The sequence below is a fragment of the Pseudarthrobacter defluvii genome (assembly GCF_030816725.1).
Classification (GTDB): domain Bacteria; phylum Actinomycetota; class Actinomycetes; order Actinomycetales; family Micrococcaceae; genus Arthrobacter; species Arthrobacter defluvii_A.
Window position 1 is genome coordinate 142,409 of record NZ_JAUSYG010000001.1, and the last position, 18,050, is coordinate 160,458.

15 protein-coding genes, 2 pseudogenes and 2 riboswitches are annotated in these 18,050 nt (G+C 67.0%); of the genes and pseudogenes, 8 read left to right on the plus strand and 9 right to left on the minus strand.

Going from position 1 to position 18,050, the window contains the following annotated elements:
* Positions 1-98: 98 nt before the first annotated feature.
* The 3 genes from QF031_RS00575 to QF031_RS00585 all read right to left on the minus strand — a co-directional run bounded on the left by QF031_RS00575 (position 99) and on the right by QF031_RS00585 (position 2,512).
* Positions 99-326 carry a CDGSH iron-sulfur domain-containing protein gene (locus QF031_RS00575; protein WP_307422669.1) on the minus strand — a complete coding sequence of 76 codons (228 nt, stop codon included), beginning with the start codon at positions 324-326 and terminating at the stop codon, positions 99-101.
* 210 nt (positions 327-536) lie between these two features.
* Complete coding sequence (locus QF031_RS00580; RefSeq protein WP_307422672.1) at positions 537-1,460, minus strand: glycosyltransferase; 924 nt, start codon at positions 1,458-1,460, stop codon at positions 537-539.
* Positions 1,457-2,512 (minus strand): iron-containing redox enzyme family protein, encoded by a 1,056-nt coding sequence (locus QF031_RS00585; protein ID WP_307422675.1) that lies wholly within the window; start codon positions 2,510-2,512, stop codon positions 1,457-1,459. Before QF031_RS00585 ends, QF031_RS00580 begins: the two co-directional genes overlap by 4 nt.
* 268 nt (positions 2,513-2,780) lie before the next feature.
* Positions 2,781-2,921, plus strand: a riboswitch (TPP riboswitch).
* Between the two features lie 67 nt (positions 2,922-2,988).
* Here QF031_RS00585 and QF031_RS00590 point away from each other — a divergent pair.
* The 5 genes from QF031_RS00590 to QF031_RS00610 all read left to right on the plus strand — a co-directional run bounded on the left by QF031_RS00590 (position 2,989) and on the right by QF031_RS00610 (position 8,903).
* Positions 2,989-3,612, plus strand: coding sequence for an ECF transporter S component (locus QF031_RS00590; protein ID WP_307422678.1), 624 nt, complete (start codon positions 2,989-2,991; stop codon positions 3,610-3,612).
* Positions 3,612-5,159: an ABC transporter ATP-binding protein gene (locus QF031_RS00595; RefSeq protein ID WP_307422681.1), complete on the plus strand. Its 1,548-nt coding sequence runs from the start codon at positions 3,612-3,614 to the stop codon at positions 5,157-5,159. The genes QF031_RS00590 and QF031_RS00595 overlap by 1 nt, the downstream gene beginning before the upstream one ends.
* Entirely contained in the window at positions 5,156-5,956 is an 801-nt protein-coding gene (locus QF031_RS00600; protein ID WP_307422685.1) for an energy-coupling factor transporter transmembrane component T family protein, read from the plus strand. Before QF031_RS00595 ends, QF031_RS00600 begins: the two co-directional genes overlap by 4 nt.
* A 130-nt stretch (positions 5,957-6,086) precedes the next feature.
* Positions 6,087-7,610 (plus strand): UDP-N-acetylglucosamine 1-carboxyvinyltransferase, encoded by a 1,524-nt coding sequence (locus tag QF031_RS00605; RefSeq protein ID WP_307422687.1) that lies wholly within the window; start codon positions 6,087-6,089, stop codon positions 7,608-7,610.
* 69 nt (positions 7,611-7,679) lie between these two features.
* Positions 7,680-8,903 (plus strand): glutamate--cysteine ligase 2, encoded by a 1,224-nt coding sequence (locus QF031_RS00610; protein WP_307422690.1) that lies wholly within the window; start codon positions 7,680-7,682, stop codon positions 8,901-8,903.
* 49 nt (positions 8,904-8,952) lie between these two features.
* On the opposite strand, the pseudogene QF031_RS00615 reads toward QF031_RS00610, so the two are convergent.
* The 3 genes and pseudogenes from QF031_RS00615 to QF031_RS00625 all read right to left on the minus strand — a co-directional run bounded on the left by QF031_RS00615 (position 8,953) and on the right by QF031_RS00625 (position 10,846).
* Positions 8,953-10,163, minus strand: a pseudogene (locus QF031_RS00615) (O-succinylhomoserine sulfhydrylase).
* Positions 10,164-10,574, minus strand: coding sequence for a rhodanese-like domain-containing protein (locus tag QF031_RS00620; RefSeq protein ID WP_307422693.1), 411 nt, complete (start codon positions 10,572-10,574; stop codon positions 10,164-10,166).
* Complete coding sequence (locus QF031_RS00625; protein WP_307422695.1) at positions 10,571-10,846, minus strand: DUF1737 domain-containing protein; 276 nt, start codon at positions 10,844-10,846, stop codon at positions 10,571-10,573. The genes QF031_RS00620 and QF031_RS00625 overlap by 4 nt, the downstream gene beginning before the upstream one ends.
* 13 nt (positions 10,847-10,859) lie before the next feature.
* Positions 10,860-10,975: riboswitch (SAM riboswitch) on the minus strand.
* A 245-nt stretch (positions 10,976-11,220) separates the two neighbouring features.
* On the opposite strand from QF031_RS00625, the gene opgC reads away from it, so the two are divergent.
* Positions 11,221-13,686 carry an OpgC domain-containing protein gene (gene opgC, locus QF031_RS00630; protein ID WP_307422697.1) on the plus strand — a complete coding sequence of 822 codons (2,466 nt, stop codon included), beginning with the start codon at positions 11,221-11,223 and terminating at the stop codon, positions 13,684-13,686.
* 93 nt (positions 13,687-13,779) lie between these two features.
* On the opposite strand, the gene QF031_RS00635 is transcribed toward opgC, so the two are convergent.
* Positions 13,780-14,034 (minus strand): hypothetical protein, encoded by a 255-nt coding sequence (locus QF031_RS00635; protein WP_307422700.1) that lies wholly within the window; start codon positions 14,032-14,034, stop codon positions 13,780-13,782.
* Positions 14,035-14,261: 227 nt separating this feature from the next.
* Here QF031_RS00635 and QF031_RS00640 point away from each other — a divergent pair, with 227 nt between their 5' ends.
* Positions 14,262-14,966 carry a TetR/AcrR family transcriptional regulator C-terminal domain-containing protein gene (locus QF031_RS00640; RefSeq protein ID WP_307422702.1) on the plus strand — a complete coding sequence of 235 codons (705 nt, stop codon included), beginning with the start codon at positions 14,262-14,264 and terminating at the stop codon, positions 14,964-14,966.
* A 39-nt stretch (positions 14,967-15,005) separates the two neighbouring features.
* Here QF031_RS00640 and QF031_RS00645 read toward each other — a convergent pair whose 3' ends face one another.
* Together QF031_RS00645 and QF031_RS00650 are read right to left on the minus strand one after the other, a co-directional pair.
* Entirely contained in the window at positions 15,006-15,470 is a 465-nt protein-coding gene (locus QF031_RS00645) for a pyridoxamine 5'-phosphate oxidase family protein (protein WP_307422703.1), read from the minus strand.
* Between the two features lie 58 nt (positions 15,471-15,528).
* On the minus strand, positions 15,529-16,458 hold the full coding sequence (locus QF031_RS00650; protein WP_307422705.1) for an aminodeoxychorismate lyase: 930 nt from the start codon (positions 16,456-16,458) through the stop codon (positions 15,529-15,531).
* A 96-nt stretch (positions 16,459-16,554) separates the two neighbouring features.
* On the opposite strand from QF031_RS00650, the pseudogene cls reads away from it, so the two are divergent.
* A pseudogene (gene cls, locus QF031_RS00655) lies at positions 16,555-18,031 on the plus strand (cardiolipin synthase).
* Positions 18,032-18,050: the final 19 nt, after the last annotated feature.

The window sequence follows — 18,050 nt, forward strand, 5'->3', positions numbered from 1 at the left end:
CCCGGCAAGAGTCCGGGCAAGGGCGTGGCCGGCAGACGGCGGGTAGGCGGCGGATGGGCGGACTGATCAGCCTGGCGGACTGGGTCGTCCTGATGGAACTAACCGGCCTCCTGGGCTGCCGGGGGCTCGGTGCGGAACTTGATCATCTTGTGCGTGCCGTCGCAGTACGGCTTGATGGCGGAGGCTCCGCACCGGCACAAGGCCACTGTCTTCCGGTCCCGCGGCACGGCGGCGCCGGACGGGGTGACGATTTCAAAGTCGCCCCGGACAATCAGGGGCCCGTCCGGGCAGACCACTATCGAACTGGCGGCCGGTTCCTGGTCCATATCCGCTCCTGCTTCATGTTGTTCGGGGTTCATGCCTGCACCGCATTCATCGTTGTTGTCCTATCCCTGCCGGGTACCCGGCGGAGCTTGCCGCCATGGCGCCGCCGGAGTTCTGCCTCGGAATGCGCTGCCGTCCTGATCCTGCTGCCGGCGTAGGGCATGCCGCCCTTCCACCTGTGGCCGAGGGCCAGCCAGACGCAGACCGCCCGCTCAACTGCCCAGAGCGGAGCGAACCATGCTGCCGAGGCGGGAAACACGGCGGTCCCGTTTGTGCCGGCGTCGTCCGATCTCTGCACAGGCGATGGCAGCTGCAGCGAGCCCGCCCAGCGCGGTTTGCCGCGCCTTGCCGGGAAGGAACAGAGCGGCCGCGGCTGCCGGGAGCAGTGCAAGTTCGGCGGCCAGCCGCCGCGGCTGGGCGAAGTCGTCGTACGCCTGGCGCAAGCGCTGGCCGAGGAAGTGCCGGGCAGTGGGCGGCCTGCGGGCCACGAACAGGTCCGGAAGTGTCCGCTCGCTGCCGCCGGCCGCCGTGATGGTCCGGATGAGCTCAAGGTTTTCAAACAGGACGCCCGCATAGCCGCCGGTGGCCAGCAGGGCGTCCCGGCGCACCCCGAGCGTTCCCGGGTAATCGGCGGACCATGCGCGGTTGAGCAGGGTCCTGGCCGTGTCCCAGCGCGCGTGCCAGGGGAGGGGTGTGAAGTAGTTCTGCGGCCGCACCACGTCGGCGGTCCCGAGGTGATGGACGACGGCGGCGAGGGCCTCGCGCGTGTAGCGGACGTCGTCATCGGCAATGACAAGGAACGGGGCGCCTGCGGTGCGCACGCCGGCCATGACGCCTGCCACCTTGCCGTTGACAGCTTCCGCGGGGGATTGGCCGTCAAAGGCAGCGGTGCCGTGGCCGGGCGGGCTGTCCGGGCGGATGTGCCGGACGACGGCAGGAAACGCGGCACGGTGGCGGTCGAAGAGGGCGGAGTCCGAGCCGTCCACCACGGTGACGGGGATCCAGCCCGCCAGGTGCCGGAGGTAGTCCGTGAGCTCTGCCAGGCCGGAGTCCTCCGTCCAGCGCAGGGGAAGGATGTACTCCGCGTCGGCGGCCAGGCGGGGCCACCCGTGCCCTGCCGCGGGCGCCTTCGTCACGCGGCCACCGGCACGGCCGTCCGAAGCGATGTCTGCCCGGCTTCCCAGGAGGACATGAGGTGGGCCGAAAGGCGGCTGTCGATGGCCATGACGGCCGTGGCCCCGAACAGGACGTCGGCAAGGAGGCCGGGCTCGGCTTCAACCAGGCCGCCTGCGAGGTCCCGGCCGGCGATTTGCTCGTGGACGGCGTCGGCTTCCACGTGTTCGTCGAAGTAGTGGGTGATGTCCGGGCCAAAACCGTGGCGGCGGAACCCGTTGCCGTAGAAGCGGTTGGGCTGGGAGGAGGTCATTTCATAGATTGCGAGATGGCCCGTGATGGCACCGCGGAGCCGCCGGTTCAGCCCGCAGAGGGACATAAGGTTTACCGAGGCCAGCGAGATCGCGGGGACGGCGTCGACGTAGGCGCCGTAGCTGTCGTCCAGGCCCACGCCGCGCATGGTCCGGGCGAACAGTGCGCTGTGCATCCGCTCCGGCCGGCCGCCGCCGTATTCGTCGGCCTGGATTTCCACCAGGGCCGCCTTGGCCCGGCCGCTGAGCCGCGGGATGGCCCACGTGTGTGGATCGGCTTCCTTCAGCTGGTACATGGATTTGTGGACCAGGAACTCCCTCAGCTGGTCCAGGCTGGCCTTCCTGGCAACGTAGCGGGACACGCTGGGACCGGTGTCCGTTGCGGCCAGGCCGAAGAGGACGTCGGCAACCGCGTCGCTGGTCATGGCGACCCCGCCGGGCAGTTCGAAGTTTCCCGCAGCCTGCGATGCGGCAGCGCGCAGTGCCGCTTCGAACGGTTCCTCGATCAGCCGCCGGACCCTGATCAGCGCCGGCTCCCACTCCCAGTTGTCCGAAACGCCGTCCAGTCCGGAGTAATGGAGTTCGTACAGGCAGAAGAGCGCCAGTTGGATGTCCTCGTGGGCAAGGATGTCAGCGGTCCCGGCCAGCTGCCGCTCCACCAGTCCGTAAAGGCTGTCCAGCTCCGTCCCGGCGTCCTCCGGCGCCTGCGCCAGGGCCGCGAAAAGTGCGCTGCTGACGGGGCCTCTGGATTCCGGGATTCTCATGGTGCTCCTTGGTTTGTCGCGCTGGTGGCGGGGACGAACGCGGGACCGCCCATGGTGACTCCCATGCCCGTCCTCCTCGAAACCCGGGAGACAACATAGTAAGCATGATTACTAATAAAAGCTAAGTGTGCGGGCCACCTGCCGCGCTGCGGCCCGGTCACATGTCTTCAATTGGCGCTCCCGGCCGTCAACCCGGGCCCGCCCGGTGTAAACTGGACCACGCCCGATGGGCAGATCACCAAGCCTTACCCAAACGAAAAAGCAACACTAAAAACGACAGGGGAGCGCCGCCGTCGGGCATCCTGGCACCAGCCGGGCACCGCAGGTGGGCGCTGAGAGTGCGGACAGCCGCAGACCCTCGAACCTGATCCGGTTAGTACCGGCGCAAGGGAGTCGAGTTCTCAAAGTGTCGCCGCTGCACGGCAATGGCCGTCAGCAGGGGGCCACTTTCCCCTCCTGTTTCCCAGGAGGATTACATGAGCACTGCAGCAATCAAGAAGACCACCAGCAGGTCCTGGCGCGTCGTGGACATCGTGGTCGCCGCGCTGGTGGCCATCGCCGGCGGTGTCATTTTCTGGGCGTGGGATCAGGGCGCAGCAGCGCTCTCCGCCCCCATGAACGCCGCCTACCCGCCCCTGACCGGGCTGCTCGCCGGCGGCTGGATGATTCCCGGGGTGCTGGGCATGCTCATCATCCGCAAGCCTGGGGCCGCCCTGTTCTGCGAGACCGTAGCCGCCACCGGCGAACTGCTGATGGGTTCCCAATACGGCGCCTCGGTCCTCTTCTCGGGGTTCATCCAGGGCCTGGGCGCGGAAATCATTTTCGCAATCTTCGTCTACCGCAAGTTCAACCTGCCCGTCTCCCTCCTGGCAGGTGCCGCGGCCGGCTTCTTCTGCGGCCTGAACGATTCGTTTGCGCCGTGGGGCTGGAACATCGCCTACTCCGGTGCCGACAAGTTCGCCTACATCGTCCTCACCACCATCTCCGGAGCCGTCCTTGCCGGCGGCCTGTCCTGGCTCGCCACCCGCGCCCTGGCGCGGACCGGCGTGCTGAGCTCCTTCGCGTCCCGCAAGGCTGCAACGGAGGCAGTCTTCTCCTGATGGCACCCTCCCAGGACGCCGCCGGCGCCGTCCGCCCTGCCGCCGTCGCCGCACGCGGCTGGGGCTGGAGGCATGCCGGCAGGGCGAGGCCCGCCGTCCACGCCCTGGACCTGGACATCAGCCCCGGTGAGCGGGTGCTGCTGCTCGGCCCCTCGGGGGCCGGAAAGTCGACGCTCCTGCACGCGCTGGCCGGCGTGCTGGGAGATACCAACGACGACGGTGAGGCAGGCGACGCCGACGAGTCCGGTTCGCTGCTGGTTGACGGCGCCGTGCCCCGCTCCCAGCGCGGCCGTGCAGGGCTCATGCAGCAGGACCCGGAGACGCAGGTGGTGCTTTCACGCGTTGGTGACGACGTCGCCTTTGGCGCAGAGAACCTTGCCGTGCCCCGCGACGCCATCTGGGCGCGCGTGCATGAGGCGCTTGCCGACGTCGGACTGTCCCACCTCCCGCTGGACCACCCGACGTCGGCCCTGTCCGGCGGGCAAAAGCAGCGCCTGGCGCTGGCAGGCATTCTTGCCATGCGCCCGGGGCTGATCCTGCTGGACGAGCCCACCGCCAACCTGGACCCGGACGGCGTACTGGAGGTACGGGACGCCGTGGCGCGGTGCCTGGACAAGACCGGGGCGACGCTCGTGGTGGTGGAGCACCGGGTGTCCGTCTGGAAGGACCTGGTGGACCGGATCGTGGTCCTGCAGCCGGGCTCCGCAGCCGACTCTGCCGTGCTTCTGGACGGGCCGCCGGACCGGGTACTCAAGGAGGCGCGCGCCATGCTCGCCGCCGCGGGGGTGTGGGTCCCCGGGTATGTCCCGGCCACCCGCGCCCGTGCCGCAGTGCCGGCCGCGGGAACGGGGAACCTGCTGCTGGCCGCCGAACGTCTCGGTGTGTCCCGCGAACGTCCCCGCCGCAAGGGCTTCCGGATGATTCCGCCCGTCCCGGTCCAGGAGGACATAGCCGCGCAGGTCCGTGCCGGGCAGGCCTTGGCCATCACGGGCCCGAACGGCGCCGGTAAGTCCACCTTCGCGCTGACGCTCGCGGGACTGCTGGAGCCGGTATCCGGAACGGTTTCCGCCACCCTGGACCTGAGCCGCGGTGCGGGCATCGATCCGTTCCGGTGGAAGGCCGAGCAATTGATTTCACGCGTGGGGACGGTGTTCCAGGAGCCGGAACACCAGTTTGTGACCGGCAAGGTGCACGATGAGCTGCTCTTCGGTCCCCGGCACCTGGGCCACGGCGAGGACCGGGTTGACGAGCTGCTGGAGCGGCTGCGCCTCACCCACCTCGTGGACGCCAACCCGTACACGCTTTCCGGCGGTGAAAAACGGCGGCTGTCCGTGGCCACCGTCCTTGCCGCCAGCCCCCAGGTCCTGGTCCTTGACGAGCCTACGTTCGGGCAGGACGCCAATACCTGGGCTGAGCTGGCCTCGTTCCTGTCCGAGCTGCTGGATGCCGGCACCGCGGTGGTCTCCGTGACCCATGACGCCGAATTCACGGACGCGCTGGGCGGGGCAGAGCTGCGCATGGCCGCCGCGGAAGCAGTGGCGCCATGAGGCAGGAACTCACCCTCACCGGCAACCGCGCGCTCCTTGCCCGCGCCAACCCGCTCAGCAAATTCGCGGCAGTCCTGCTCATCACGGCCGTCCTTGCGCTGTCCATCGACTGGGTTTCGGCCTCCGTGGCACTGGTCTTCGAGCTTCTGCTGTTCCCCCTGGCCGGACTCACCCTTTCCCTGTTGTGGCAGCGCGGCTGGCCGTTAATCCTTGCCGCGGCCATAGGAGGCTGGAGCACCTCCATCCTGGCGCCGGACAGCGGAAGGATCCTGCTCGACGCCGGCATCTGGACCATGAGCGAAGGTTCTCTCCAGCTGGGGATCGGGTTCCTGCTGCGCGGCTTTGCCATCGCCCTTCCGGCGGTGCTCCTCATGAGCTGCACCGATCCCACGGACCTTGCGGACGCGCTGGCGCAAAAGGCACGCCTGCCGCACCGGTTCGTCTTGGGAACCCTGGCCGCGATGCGCCTGGTTGGGCTGATGGCCGAGGAATGGCAGACCATTGGGATGGCAAGGCGGGCACGCGGCGTGGGTTCGCGCGGCAACCTGGGCCAGCGGGTGAAGGCCACCCTGGGGCAAAGCTTCGGGCTCCTGGTGCAGGCCATCCGGCGGGCATCGAGGCTGGCCGTGACCATGGAGGCGCGGGGCTTTGGCGGCGGCACCCGGACCTGGGCCCGCGAGTCAACCTTCAGCCCGCTCGATGCCGGGGTGATTGCCGGGGGAATCCTGGTAGCTGGGCTCGCGCTCTTTGCCGCTGTTACCGCCGGGACGTGGAACATGGTGTGGTTGGGGAGTTGAGCCGAGATCCCGAAAAGCTTCGTAGGCTTCCCTATCGCATGTGATGGGTATCATGTTTCCCTAGCCCCCAAAGCTGCGGCGGGGTAGGCGCCCAGCCCGGCTAATAGCTCATTTATGATATATTTGCCGTATGACCCAGGAGACTGCAGAACACGTTGCCGCCATGCTGAGGGACGCCCGGAGTGAGAAAGGGTGGACTCAAGGCCAGCTCGCCGCTGAACTGGGCACCAGCCAGAGCGCCGTTGCCCGGATGGAACAGGGCAAGCAGAACCTGAGCCTGAAAATGATCCAGCGGCTGGAAAACATCTTCGACCGCAGCATCGTCAACGTGGGCAAACCACAGATGACCCACCTGCGGGTGGAGGGCGGCCGCACCCTGTCCGGGGCAGTGGACGTGAACAGCAGCAAGAACGCCGGCGTCGCACTGCTCTGCGCCAGCCTGATCAACCGCGGCACCACTGTGCTCCGCCGGCTGGCCCGGATTGAGGAAGTCAACCGCATTGTCGAGGTGCTGACCAGCATCGGTGTGGAGTGCACCTGGCTCAATGACACGGACCTTCGTTTGCGCCGTCCCGCCGTCCTGGACCTGGAGGCCATGGATGTGGACGCGGCCCGCAGGACCCGCAGCGTCATCATGCTGCTCGGCCCCATGCTGGACGAGTCACGCGAATACCGGCTGCCCTACGCCGGCGGCTGCGACCTGGGCACCCGCACCGTGGAGCCGCACATGCAGGCCCTGCGCGAGTTCGGTCTTTCCGTGGAAGCCACTGCCGGGTTCTACACCGTCCAGGCCCCCGTTGCCGACACCCGGGACCGCTCCTTCGTCCTTACCGAGCGCGGCGACACCGTCACCGAGAACGCGATCATGGCGGCGGCACACAGGGCCGGAACAACCGTCATCCGCAACGCCAGCCCCAACTACATGGTGCAGGACCTGTGCTTCTACCTGCAGATGTTGGGCGTCACCATCGAGGGCGTGGGCACCACCACCCTGAAGATCACCGGGCGGCCGGAAATCGACGCCGACATCGAGTACTTCCCCTCCGAGGACCCCATCGAGGCCATGAGCCTCATTACGGCCGGCATCGTCACCAACTCCGAGGTCACGGTCCGCCGGGTCCCCATCGAATTCATGGAAATCGAGCTGGCCACCTTGGGCCAGATGGGGCAGCAGCTGGAAATCTCCGGCGAGTACATGGCCCGCAACGGCCGCACCCGGCTGGTGGACGTGACCACCAAACCCTCTGAGCTGCGCGCCCCCGAGGACAAGATCCACCCCATGCCCTTCCCCGGGCTGAACATCGACAACCTGCCCTTCTTTGCCGTCATTGCTGCCAACGCCCACGGCCAGACCATGATCCACGACTGGGTCTACGAAAACCGGGCAATCTACCTGACCGAGCTGAACCGGCTCGGCGCCCAGGTGCAGCTCCTGGACCCGCACCGGATCTACGTCAACGGGCCCACCAAGTGGCGCGCTGCCGAGGTGGGCTGCCCGCCCGCACTCCGTCCGGCGGCCTGCCTCCTGCTGGCCATGCTCGCAGCCCGGGGCGTGTCCGAACTACGGAACATCTATGTGATCGAGCGCGGATACGAGGACCTCGCGGAGCGTTTGAACACCATCGGCGCCAAGGTGGAGTACTTCCAGGACTGATGCATTCACGGTTCGTCATGAACCGCGGGAGACGCTTCCAATGCCCCCGTGCTGCCGGAGAATGTTCCTATGCGTACGTTCGGCGTGGAGGAAGAACTCCTGATCGTTGATCCCGGGTCCGGAGAACCGCTTGCCCTGGCTGACGCCCTCCTTGCCGGCCACCGGGTTGCGGCGGACGACCTTCCGGTGGACCCGGACGGCCATCACGCCGGGAACCTCAGGGATTACGACGACGAGATGGGCTTGAGTGCCGAGCTGAAGCTTGAGCAGATCGAAACGCAGACCCGGCCGTGCCTGGATCACGGCGGCCTGCTCGAACAGATCCGGGCTGGCCGTGCGCTGGCCGACCAGGCAGCCAGGAAGCACGGTGCCCGGGTGGCAGCGCTTGCCACCTCACCGCTGGCGTCCACCAGCCATACAACTCCGGACCCGCGCTATGCCAGGATGCTGGAACGCTTCGGGCTCACGGCCCAGGAGCAGCTGACCTGCGGCTTCCACGTGCACACGTTCATTGAATCGCCGGAAGAAGGCGTGGCCGTGCTGGACCGCATCCGCGACAAGCTGGCGGTCCTGACGGCGCTGAGCGCCAATTCGCCGTTCTGGAACGGTGTACCCACCGGCTTCGAAAGCTACCGGACCCAGGCCTGGAACCGGTGGCCGACGGCGGGCCCGGCCGGCATGTACGGAACGTACCCTGCCTACAGGCGCGTGGTGACCCGGCTGCTGGAAACCGGCGTCATGCTCGATGAGGGCATGCTCTACTTCGACGCCCGCCTCTCCCGCCACCACCCCACCGTGGAGGTTCGGGTGGCGGACGTCTGCCTGCGGGCCGAGGACGCAGCCCTTATTGCCGTGCTGGTCCGGGCCCTGGTGGAATCCGCCGGCAGGGAATGGCGTGAGGACGTCGATCCTGCACCCGTTCCCACAGTCCTTCTGCGGATGGCCTCCTGGCAGGCCAGCAGTGAAGGGCTCAGCGGTGAGCTGCTGGACTTTGGCAACTTTCGCCCCGCCCCGGCCGCGGACGTGGCGCGTTCGCTGGTGGATTATCTGGCCCCTGTCCTGAAGGAGCAGGGCGAACTGGCCCTGGCCCGGCAGGGTGTGGAGGACATCATTGCCCGGGGCACCGGGGCGGCTGAGCAGCGCCTGGTGCGCGGGAAAGCTCTTGTGGCGCAGCCGGACGACCTGGGTCTCGGCGCGGTGGTCAAGCACGCCGTCAGGGTCACCATGCGCGACGCCCTCGACCTTTCGGAAGTCGAGGCCGTGCCGGAGCTGCTGCGGGTGCGCCAATCCTGAGCTGCCGCCCCGGCTTGCCAGCGCGCGCCACGCGGTTTTCCTGGCGAACCTAGATCTGCTTCAGCGCCTGTTCCAGGTCGCGGATGAGGTCGTCGGCGTCCTCGAGCCCCACGGAGAGCCGGACTACACCGTCACTCAGGCCGATGGCTGCGCGTCCCTCCGGCCCCATGGCACGGTGCGTGGTGGTGGCGGGGGATGCGTGATCAGGGACTTCGAATCGCCCAGGTTGTTGGAGATGTCGATGATCCGCAGCCCGTCCAGCAGCGCGAAGGCCGCTTCCTTCCCGGACTGTCCGCCCGAGGAGGCGAGCTCGAAGGTAAGGACGGTGCCGCCCGCGCTCATCTGCTTCGCCGCCAGCCCATACTGCGGGTGCGACTTCAACAGCGGGTACTTCACCCAGCTCACCGCCGGCTGGTCCTCGAGCCATTCGGCAAGCCGGAGGGCGGTGGCGGAGGAGTGGTTGACGCGCAGGCCCATGGTCTCCAGGCCCTTGGCCAGCACCCAGGCGTTGAACGGGGAAAGCGCGGGGCCGGTGTGGCGCATCAGCTGCTTCACCGGGCCGTCGATGAACTCCTTGGTGCCCAGGATGGCGCCGCCCATCACCCGGCCCTGGCCGTCGATGTGCTTGGTGCCCGAGTAGACAATGACGTCGGCGCCCAGGTCGCCGCAGCGCTGCAGCAGGGGAGTGGCAAAGACATTATCGGCGACGACGGTGGCCCCGGCGGCGTGCGCCAGTTCGCTGACCGCGGCGATGTCCACGATCTCCTGCATGGGGTTGGACGGGGACTCGAAGAAGACGGCGGTGGTGGGCTTGGAGAGCGCCTCGCGCCACTGGCCCAGGTCCGGGCCGTCCACGAACACCGTCTCCACGCCCCACCGGGGCAGGATCTCGTTCAGGACCACAAAGCATGAACCGAACAGCGAGCGCGCGGCCACCACACGGTCGCCGGCAGCCAGCAACGCACCCAGGGCAGTGAACACCGCTGACATGCCTGACGCCGTCGCAAAGCATGCTTCGGTGCCTTCGAGCAGCCGGAGCCGCTCCTGGAACGTGGCCACGGAAGGGTTGCCGTAACGGGAGTAGACAAAGCGCTCATCCTCGCCCGTGAACGCCCGTTCAGCAGCCGCAGCGGATTCGTACACGAAGCCCGAGTTCAGGAAAATCGCCTCCGACGTTTCCTGGAAGTTGCTGCGGTCCAGCCCGCCGCGGACTGCCTGGGTGTCGGGGTTCCAGCCGGGGGCGTCTTGGTTAAAGCTCACTTAGTTCTTTCCGAGGTTGGTGGGCAGGCCGCGGTTCTTCCAGCCGTTCACGGTCCGCTCGCCGTGGCGGTCCGGATCGCCTTCGAAACCCTCCAGGACGCTGTAGGCGGTGAAGCCTGCCTGCGTGGCGGCCGTCGCTGCCGCGATGGAGCGCTTACCGGAACGGCACAGGAACACCAGCTCCGCGCCGGAATCCTCCGGTGCCTGTTCCGAAAGGTCCTTGAGGAAGTCCGGGTTGGGGATGCCGCCGGGGAAGGTCCATTGGATGAACAGCGGGTCGTTGTCCGTGGCCTTGGTGTCCGGGATGCCGATGTGGGCCCATTCGCCCTCGGTGCGCACGTCCACCAGGATGGCGCCCTGCTCCAGCTTGGCCCATGCTTCCTGCGGCGTCAGGTCTCCGGCGTAGCTCATGCGTGGCCCTCGCCGTCGAACTCGCCCTCAAATTCACCGTCGAGCTCGTCCACTGCAGTGGCCACCGCGGCGTCTGCTGATGCGATTGCGGCCGGAAGGACAACTGCCTGCGCCACGATCACACGGGTGCCGTTGAAAGTGGCCGCCGGACTGCCGTGCAGCACATAGCCCTCTGCGAGCGCAGCCGAAATGCGCTCGCAGAGCGCACGGTCATCCGGACCGGTAATCAGGCGGTAGGACAGTTTTTCGTCAATGGCAGGTGCGTCGGACACGACGGATCTCCTTCTTTCACGCTTGCAGCTCGATTCGGTCGATATGCCGAGTATTCACCTGAGGCACCCCGCCGCGAAAGGGAGGGTTGCCGACCGGCCAGTCAGGGCTTGGCGCCGGTACTCATTACTCCCCAAAAACGTAACACCTGCGCTCCCAAGCCGCACCGCCGCCGTCGTCATGTTCCGTAATTCAGCCGACGCCAGCGCAAGCGGAGCAAGCAGGGGCGGCGCTATGGCGGGGAAGGCACGACGGCGGGCATCGCCGCAGGTGGGACGCGCGGCGCATGCCCAATACAGGGCCCCGGGGCCGATAAAGTTCTCACGGGGGCGCCGCCCCGTCGTCAGAGCAATGAGTACCGGGGGTCCTTGTCAGCATGCGGGCAATCACATCGCACCACCACGCCGTCAGGCGGAGCCGTCCGCGTTCCGTGCCCGCCTTCCTGGCAGCCGCCGTTATTGCCCTCCTGGCTGTGGTGGCACCGGCAGGCCCGGCCCAGGCGGCCCAGAGCGCACCTGACAGCGGAAAGCCTTGGCTGGGTGCGGTGCTTGAGTGGGGCGAGGATACCGCTGCAGGCTTCAGCGACCGCCTCGGCGCCAGCCCCGCCGTCTTCGGGCACGACATCACCATGCCGTACCGCGAGTCTGAGCGGAACGACATCGACGGCTTCCTGCAGCAGGCCGCAGCCAAGGGCGCGCACGCCCTGCTCACGGTGAAGCCGTCCGCGCCGCTGGACCAGCTCGGCGCTGCGGAGGCCGAAGCCTTCGCGCAGCAGGTAGGGCGCCTGACGTCCGGCTACATCGGGCAACTGCTGATCCGGTTCGCGCCCGACATGAACACAAGCTGGGTGGGCTGGGGCCAGCAGCCCGCAGCCTACCGTCAGGCTTTCCAGGCGGTGTCCACGGCATTCAGGAAGTACGACGGCGTTCGGGTCACCATGGTGTGGGCACCTTACCTGGGCAAGGACTACCCCTTTGACCGGAGCCGGAACGCGCCGCAGCCGGGAAGTGGCGGTTTCGCCCTCCTGGACACGAATGGGGATGGGTCCTGGAACGGAAGCGACAGCGCCTACGCACCGTACTACCCCGGGGATGACGCCGTGGACTGGGTGGGGCTGGCTGCTTATCACGACGACACCGGCGGCGGAGCCGCCGCCAACACCCTGCCCCGCGCCGGCGAGCTCCAGGAGATGCTCACGGCCTCCGGCGGCGAAGACTTCTATGGCACCTACTCGGAGGGGCGCAGGAAGCCATTCCTCCTTCAGACGTCGGCGTTCTACAGCACCGCCTCCAGTGGCGCACCTGAGACGGACATCAAAGCGGGCTGGTGGGACCAGGTGGTGGGAACTGCCACCTCCCCGGATTTCGCCCGCACGGCTGCCATTGTGTGGGATGAGCGCACCAGCACCAGGGACACCGGCGTGGCGAGCATCAGTTGGCTGCTCACCGGAAACCCGGATAACGCAAAGGCGGCGCTGGACAGGCTGAAGGCCTCGCCGATGGTGACAGGCCCCGTCACCGATGTGGCCTCCACCAGCACCTACGTCCGGGCCAACACCCTCTCCGGGGCGGCAGCGTGGACTGTTGCCGCCGCCATGGTCATCCTCCTGGTGGCCCTGTGGCAGGTTCCCCGCCGGATCAACGCGGCGACAGCCTGGAGCTACCGGGATCCTTCCACCAGGGACTCGCGCGTTGACCTGCTGCGCGGCGTCGCCATTGTTTTTGTGGTGGTCAACCACCTGGGAATGGCTTCGCTCTTTCAGCTGCTGACCCAGGAGGCCGTGGGCTTCGTGTCAGGCGCCGAGCTGTTTGTCCTCTTCTCCGGGCTGGTGGTGGGCATGGTGTACGGGCCCAAGGCCAAGGAGGACTTCGGCCGGGTGGTGGACCTCACCGCCCGCCGCGCGGGCAAGCTCTACCTGACCGCGCTCGCCGTGCTGATCGGTGTCTTCCTTCTGTCCCTGCTTCCGTTCTTCCATACCGAGGCGCTGACCACCTTCGTGGACCAGGGAACCGGCGGCGCCGGGCACAACGGCGCCGGACGGACTTACGACCTTTATGCGGGCATGTCGTCCCTGTTCCAGTTCCCCGTTCCGCCTCATGTGCTGCCGGCCATCGTGCTGCTGCAGTTCGGGCCCTGGCAGTTCAACGCCATGGGCCTCTACGTGGTGCTGTTGCTTGTCAGCCCGCTCATCCTGGCGGCGCTGAACCGCGGAAAGGCCATTTGGGTGCTGGCGGCGACGCTCGCCCTGTACGCAGTGGGCACCGTAACCAGGTTCCGCGTCCTGCCGTCGCAGTTCGAGGATTCCTTCCCCTTGCTGGTGTGGCAGGTGCTGTTCGTACTGGGACTGGTTGCCGGCTACTACCGCCGGATCATCATTGCCTGGTTGTCGGAGCACGGCTGGCTGGTGGTTGCCTGCACCGCAGCGGCGTTCGCGCTGGCCTTCCTGTCGTGGGGCAACCCGTATCTGGCCAACAACTACGACGTCCGCCTGACGGTCCTGCCGGATGCTGCATACCGCGCCATGTATGACACACTTTTCGGCCGGACGTATCTGGCCCTCGGCCGCCTGCTCAACGTCATGGTCCTGGTGGTGTCGGCCTACGCATTCCTCAGCGCCTACTGGAAGCCCGTGCAGCGGGCCCTGGGCTGGTTCCTGATCCCGTTGGGCCGGGCCACGCTCTACGTGTTCATCATGCACGTGCTGCTGATCGCCGTCGTCGCCAATATTCCGGCGCTGCAGCAGCAGAGCATCCTGCTGAACACCGCGGCCTACGCCGTGGTCCTTGGTCTGCTGTGGGTAATGGTGCGCACCAGGTTCCTGTTCCGGATTATCCCTACCTAGCCCGGGGACGAAAATGCTGCGGCACCAAAGGTGCCACAGCATGTGGTGGTTCGCGCTGGTTATCCGGCGGACTGTTGGAAAATCGTGGGCAACTTAGACAAGTGCCGGGCTGCTCGCCAGGATGTAGTCGGCAGCGGCCGGGCCTTTCATGCGCAGCCCGTTGCGCCGCTGCGGGAACCTGTGTTTCATGGCGGCCCAGAAACTGGACTCCGCGCCAGGCGGCTGCGCATTGATGCAGCACCAGCTCGTGTACAGCCCGTAAAGGCGGTCCCGGTCCAGGTTGGCATCGGAAACCTGGTCGGCGTAGGTAGCTTCGTGGAGGAAAAGGTCAAACTGCGAATCGGCCATGAGGGCGTCCCTTCGCTAAGTGCTTGGTGCCGCCGTTCGGCTACAGCAGCGGACCGCGAGGCCCTGCACGGGGGCGGTCGGGTCTTAAGGTTGTCCCCCGCTGAGACCGGGGGAGCATCAGCGCTGTCACCGCCTTCTCTACACTGTAGACTTTACCCGTAGGCCATTTATCTGGCAACTGTCCCGGGTATGTCCGGGGGAGGATGCCGGCAGTGAGGAACTTTTCGATGAATTCCGCCAAAACGTCCGCGCCGGGCTCAACCAAGACCCGTCTGAGCAGGGACATCGTGCTGGCGAAGGCCCTGGAACTCGTCGACGCCGAGGGCCTCGAGGCGCTCAGCATGCGTCGCTTGGGGCAGGAGCTCGGCCGGGATCCCATGAGCCTTTACCGCTACGCTGAAAACCGCGCTGCCTTGCTCGACGGAGTGGCCGAGCTCGTCCTCGTTGAGCTTTCCATACAGTCCGCGGACCCTGACTGGAAGGCGCAGCTGAGGGCCCTTGCCCACGATTTGCGCCGGCAAGCGCTCCGCCACCCCAACGTGGTGCCCCTGCTGGTCACACGCCCCCTGTCCACGCCGCTGGGCCTGCGCCCGCTGGGGACGCTGCGCCCCCTGGAACAGATCCTCTCCCTGCTGGTGGCGGCAGGGTTCGAGCCGGCCGACGCGCTCCACGTCTACCGCGCCTACTACGGCTTCCTTTACGGGCACATCCTGAACGAGCTGCAGGAGTATGTGGTGGACCCGGAAGAGAACGAGGCGCTGCTGCGCCTGGGCCTCCACCGCCTGCCCGCAAAGGAATTTCCGCGGCTGCGTGCGCTGGCTCCGGTACTGGCGGAGTACGACGGCGACGCGGAGCTTGATCAGGGGCTCGGCATCCTGCTCACCGGGCTGGAAGCACAGCTTGCACGGCCGGCCGCAGGGTCAGGCACCTGATCAGCGAGCCCGGAATTGGCGCTGCTGGTGCGGGCGAGGCTATTCGAACGACGCGCGGCGGCGGTCCTGCAGGCGGGTGTTCCAGACGTCGGGCCGGTTCACCCGGAACCGGCGGCCCGTCATCGCCTTGGCGCCTAGCCTGACGTAGTTGGCTTTCTCGCCGGGCTGCCACGGTTCCAGGCCAAGCCCGTCCACCGCATCCTGCACGGCCTGGTCCTCGATGATCTCCGTGTCACCCCGCACCACCACGCTCCAGGCCATTTCGGAGGCGGGGTCGTAGCCGTCAATTTCGAGCGCTGCGGGCCGTTCCATCCTGGCGCCCCAGAGCTTTGAGCCCGGGGCCGTGCGGAAGACGATGCTGCGCAGGTGGACTACGTAGTTCACGGGGAAGATTTCCGGATGCTCATCCACCACGATGGCCAGCCGGCCCACAGTGTCATTGTCGAGCAGTTCCCAGCAGTCGTCGAAGGACAGTTTTTCGATCGGCAGGTTTTGCGAGTCCATGGTCCACACCTTACGGGTGATGCGGGAGTGGGAAAAGGGATTAACCTCCTTGCAGCGCCTAGTGGATGCCGGCGAAAAGCCCGCTCAACTCAACTGTCAGCTCCTTCTGGACCGACGGGGCGCCGATCTGCTTGCCGTCAATCGTGTTCACAGGGGCAAGCAGGCGGACGCTGGAGATCAGCCAGACCGCATCCGCGTCCAGGAGGTCCTGCAGCTCCAGGGGGCCGTAGCCCAGTTCCCAGCCCGCCGCCTTGGCGGCAGCGAAAAGCGCCCCCTGGGAGGTGCCCGGCAGGATGCCGCTGTCCAGCTGAGGTGTGATGAGGCGCTTGACTGGCGTGCCGTCGTCGGACTTGTCCACATGTGCCAGCAGCACCGTTGACGTGGGGCCTTCCAGGACGCGGCCATCGGAGGACAGGAAGATGACGTCGTCCGCGCCCTGCTTGTGTGCGTAGCGGAGCGCTGCCATGTTGACGGCGTAGGAAAGTGTCTTGGCGCCCAGGAGCAGCCAGGGTGCCCGTTCGGCCACGTCGCTGTCGTAGCCGCGGTCAAGGAGGATGACGTCGATGCCCGTCTCGCGCTGGCGGCGGCCGGCCGCCCCGGCGGGCGAGGCCTGCACCCACGCCGTGGGGGCCGGGGCGCCCTCCACCCCGCGGGTCACCACCAGCTTGACCACCAGTTCATCCGCGCCAGCGTCCGCCGGCAGGTTCTCTGTCCGGTGCCGGGTCACGGCGGCGGCAATGGCCCGGCGCCACACGTCCTGATCCGGGATGGCCAGATCCAGGGCAGCGGCAGAGCCTGCGAGCCGGTCCAGGTGCGCCTGCATTTTCCGTACTGATCCGCCTACCGCAAGCATCGTCTCGAAGATGCCGTCGCCCCTGGTGACCCCAAGGTCCGTGACCAGCAGCTGGGGCTGGGACGCATCCGCCACCCTGCCGTCCGGGAACGCGGGATCGAGGAAAGTGAGAACCACTGGGGCTGGAGAGGTCATGGCACCAGCTTAGTGCGGCACCGCGGATAAGCTGGGCAGAGTGCACCGGCCGGAAGCCGTCCTCCGGAGCCCGATCTCCCCGGGGGTTATAGACACGTGTTGTGGCCATTTTCGCTTGCCGGCACCGCGCCGACGTGGGTGGTGGTGCTCCTGGGCTTCGCCGACCTTGTCATCAGGGTCCTGGCCCTGGGCATCATTCCCGGCAACAGGCGTCCCACTACGGCCATGGCCTGGCTCCTGGGGATCTTCTTCATTCCTTTCGTCGGCATCATCCTGTTCCTGCTGTTCGGCAATTTCCAGCTGTCCAGCCGCCGCCGCGCCCAGCAGCAGCAGGTCAACGACCGGGTGCAGGCCGGCATCACGTCGCTTTCGGACGTCGAAAGCGACTATCCCGGCCCGGAGTGGGTCAAGTCCGCTGCGGAACTCAACCGCACCTTGGGGTCGCTGCCCATGGTGGACGGCAACTCCGTGGAACTCATCCCCGGCTACCCGGACTCCATCCTGGACATGACCAAGGCCGTGCGGAAGGCGAAGAAGTTCGTCAATGCCGAGTTCTACATCATGAGCTCGGACCACGTCACCAATGATCTCCTCACGGCCCTGGAGGAAGCCGCCGAACGGGGCGTCGAGGTGCGCCTCCTGTTCGACCACATCGGCACGCTGCGGATCAAGGGCTACAAAAAACTGCTCAAGCGCCTCAAGGCGGGCAAGATCCAGTGGAAGCGGATGCTTCCCCTCCTGCCCATCCACGGCCAGTGGCGTCGGCCGGACCTCCGCAACCACCGCAAGATCATGGTGGTCGACGGCGAGATCGCGTTCACGGGGTCGCAGAACCTGATCGAGCCCTCCTACAACAACCCCCGCCACCGCAAGGCGGGCCGCGAGTGGGTGGAGCTGATGGCGTGCCTGCGCGGGCCGATCGTGACCACCCTGAACGTCGTGTTCGCCACCGACTGGCTGAGCGAGACCGATGAGTCGCTGGAGCACCAGCTGCAGCTTCCCTCCGATCCGCATCCCGGCGGCATCACCGCCCAGGTGGTGCCCAGCGGTCCGGGATTCATCACGGAAAACAACCTCCGGCTGTTCAACACGCTGATCTACTCGGCGCAGCACCGCATCTCCATCTGCAGCCCCTATTTTTGTTCCGGACGATTCGCTGCTGTACGCCATCACCACGGCGGCCCAGCGCGGCGTCGACGTGGAACTGTTCGTGTCCGAGAAGGGCGACCAGTTCCTGGTCCACCACGCGCAGCGGTCCTACTACGAGGCGCTCCTTGAGGCGGGTGTGCGGATCTACCTGTACAAGGCGCCGTTCGTGCTGCACGCCAAGCACTTCACCATTGACGACGAGGTTGCCGTCCTGGGCTCCAGCAACATGGACATGAGGTCCTTCTCGCTGAACCTTGAGGTGTCCGTGATGCTCCTGGGCGAGGACATCGTGAACAAGATGCGGGCGGTGGAGGACACCTACCGGGACATCTCCCACGAGCTCAAGCTGGCGGACTGGCTCAACCGGCCCCTCGCGGCGCGGTACGTGGACAACGTGGCACGCCTGACAGCCACAGTGCAGTAGGGCCACGGTTCAGTAAGGC

Excerpts from the sequence above, each read along its gene's own strand:
- QF031_RS00610 (WP_307422690.1), top strand. The coding sequence starts at position 7,680 with ATGCGTACGTTCGGCGTGGAGGAAGAACTCCTGATCGTTGATCCCGGG.
- QF031_RS00605 (WP_307422687.1), top strand. The coding sequence starts at position 6,087 with ATGACCCAGGAGACTGCAGAACACGTTGCCGCCATGCTGAGGGACGCC.
- QF031_RS00585 (WP_307422675.1), bottom strand. The coding sequence starts at position 2,512 with ATGAGAATCCCGGAATCCAGAGGCCCCGTCAGCAGCGCACTTTTCGCG.
- QF031_RS00600 (WP_307422685.1), top strand. The coding sequence starts at position 5,156 with ATGAGGCAGGAACTCACCCTCACCGGCAACCGCGCGCTCCTTGCCCGC.
- QF031_RS00650 (WP_307422705.1), bottom strand. The coding sequence starts at position 16,458 with ATGACCTCTCCAGCCCCAGTGGTTCTCACTTTCCTCGATCCCGCGTTC.
- opgC (WP_307422697.1), top strand. The coding sequence starts at position 11,221 with ATGCGGGCAATCACATCGCACCACCACGCCGTCAGGCGGAGCCGTCCG.
- QF031_RS00595 (WP_307422681.1), top strand. The coding sequence starts at position 3,612 with ATGGCACCCTCCCAGGACGCCGCCGGCGCCGTCCGCCCTGCCGCCGTC.
- QF031_RS00620 (WP_307422693.1), bottom strand. The coding sequence starts at position 10,574 with ATGAGCTACGCCGGAGACCTGACGCCGCAGGAAGCATGGGCCAAGCTG.
- QF031_RS00575 (WP_307422669.1), bottom strand. The coding sequence starts at position 326 with ATGGACCAGGAACCGGCCGCCAGTTCGATAGTGGTCTGCCCGGACGGG.
- QF031_RS00640 (WP_307422702.1), top strand. The coding sequence starts at position 14,262 with ATGAATTCCGCCAAAACGTCCGCGCCGGGCTCAACCAAGACCCGTCTG.
- QF031_RS00645 (WP_307422703.1), bottom strand. The coding sequence starts at position 15,470 with ATGGACTCGCAAAACCTGCCGATCGAAAAACTGTCCTTCGACGACTGC.
- QF031_RS00590 (WP_307422678.1), top strand. The coding sequence starts at position 2,989 with ATGAGCACTGCAGCAATCAAGAAGACCACCAGCAGGTCCTGGCGCGTC.
- QF031_RS00635 (WP_307422700.1), bottom strand. The coding sequence starts at position 14,034 with ATGGCCGATTCGCAGTTTGACCTTTTCCTCCACGAAGCTACCTACGCC.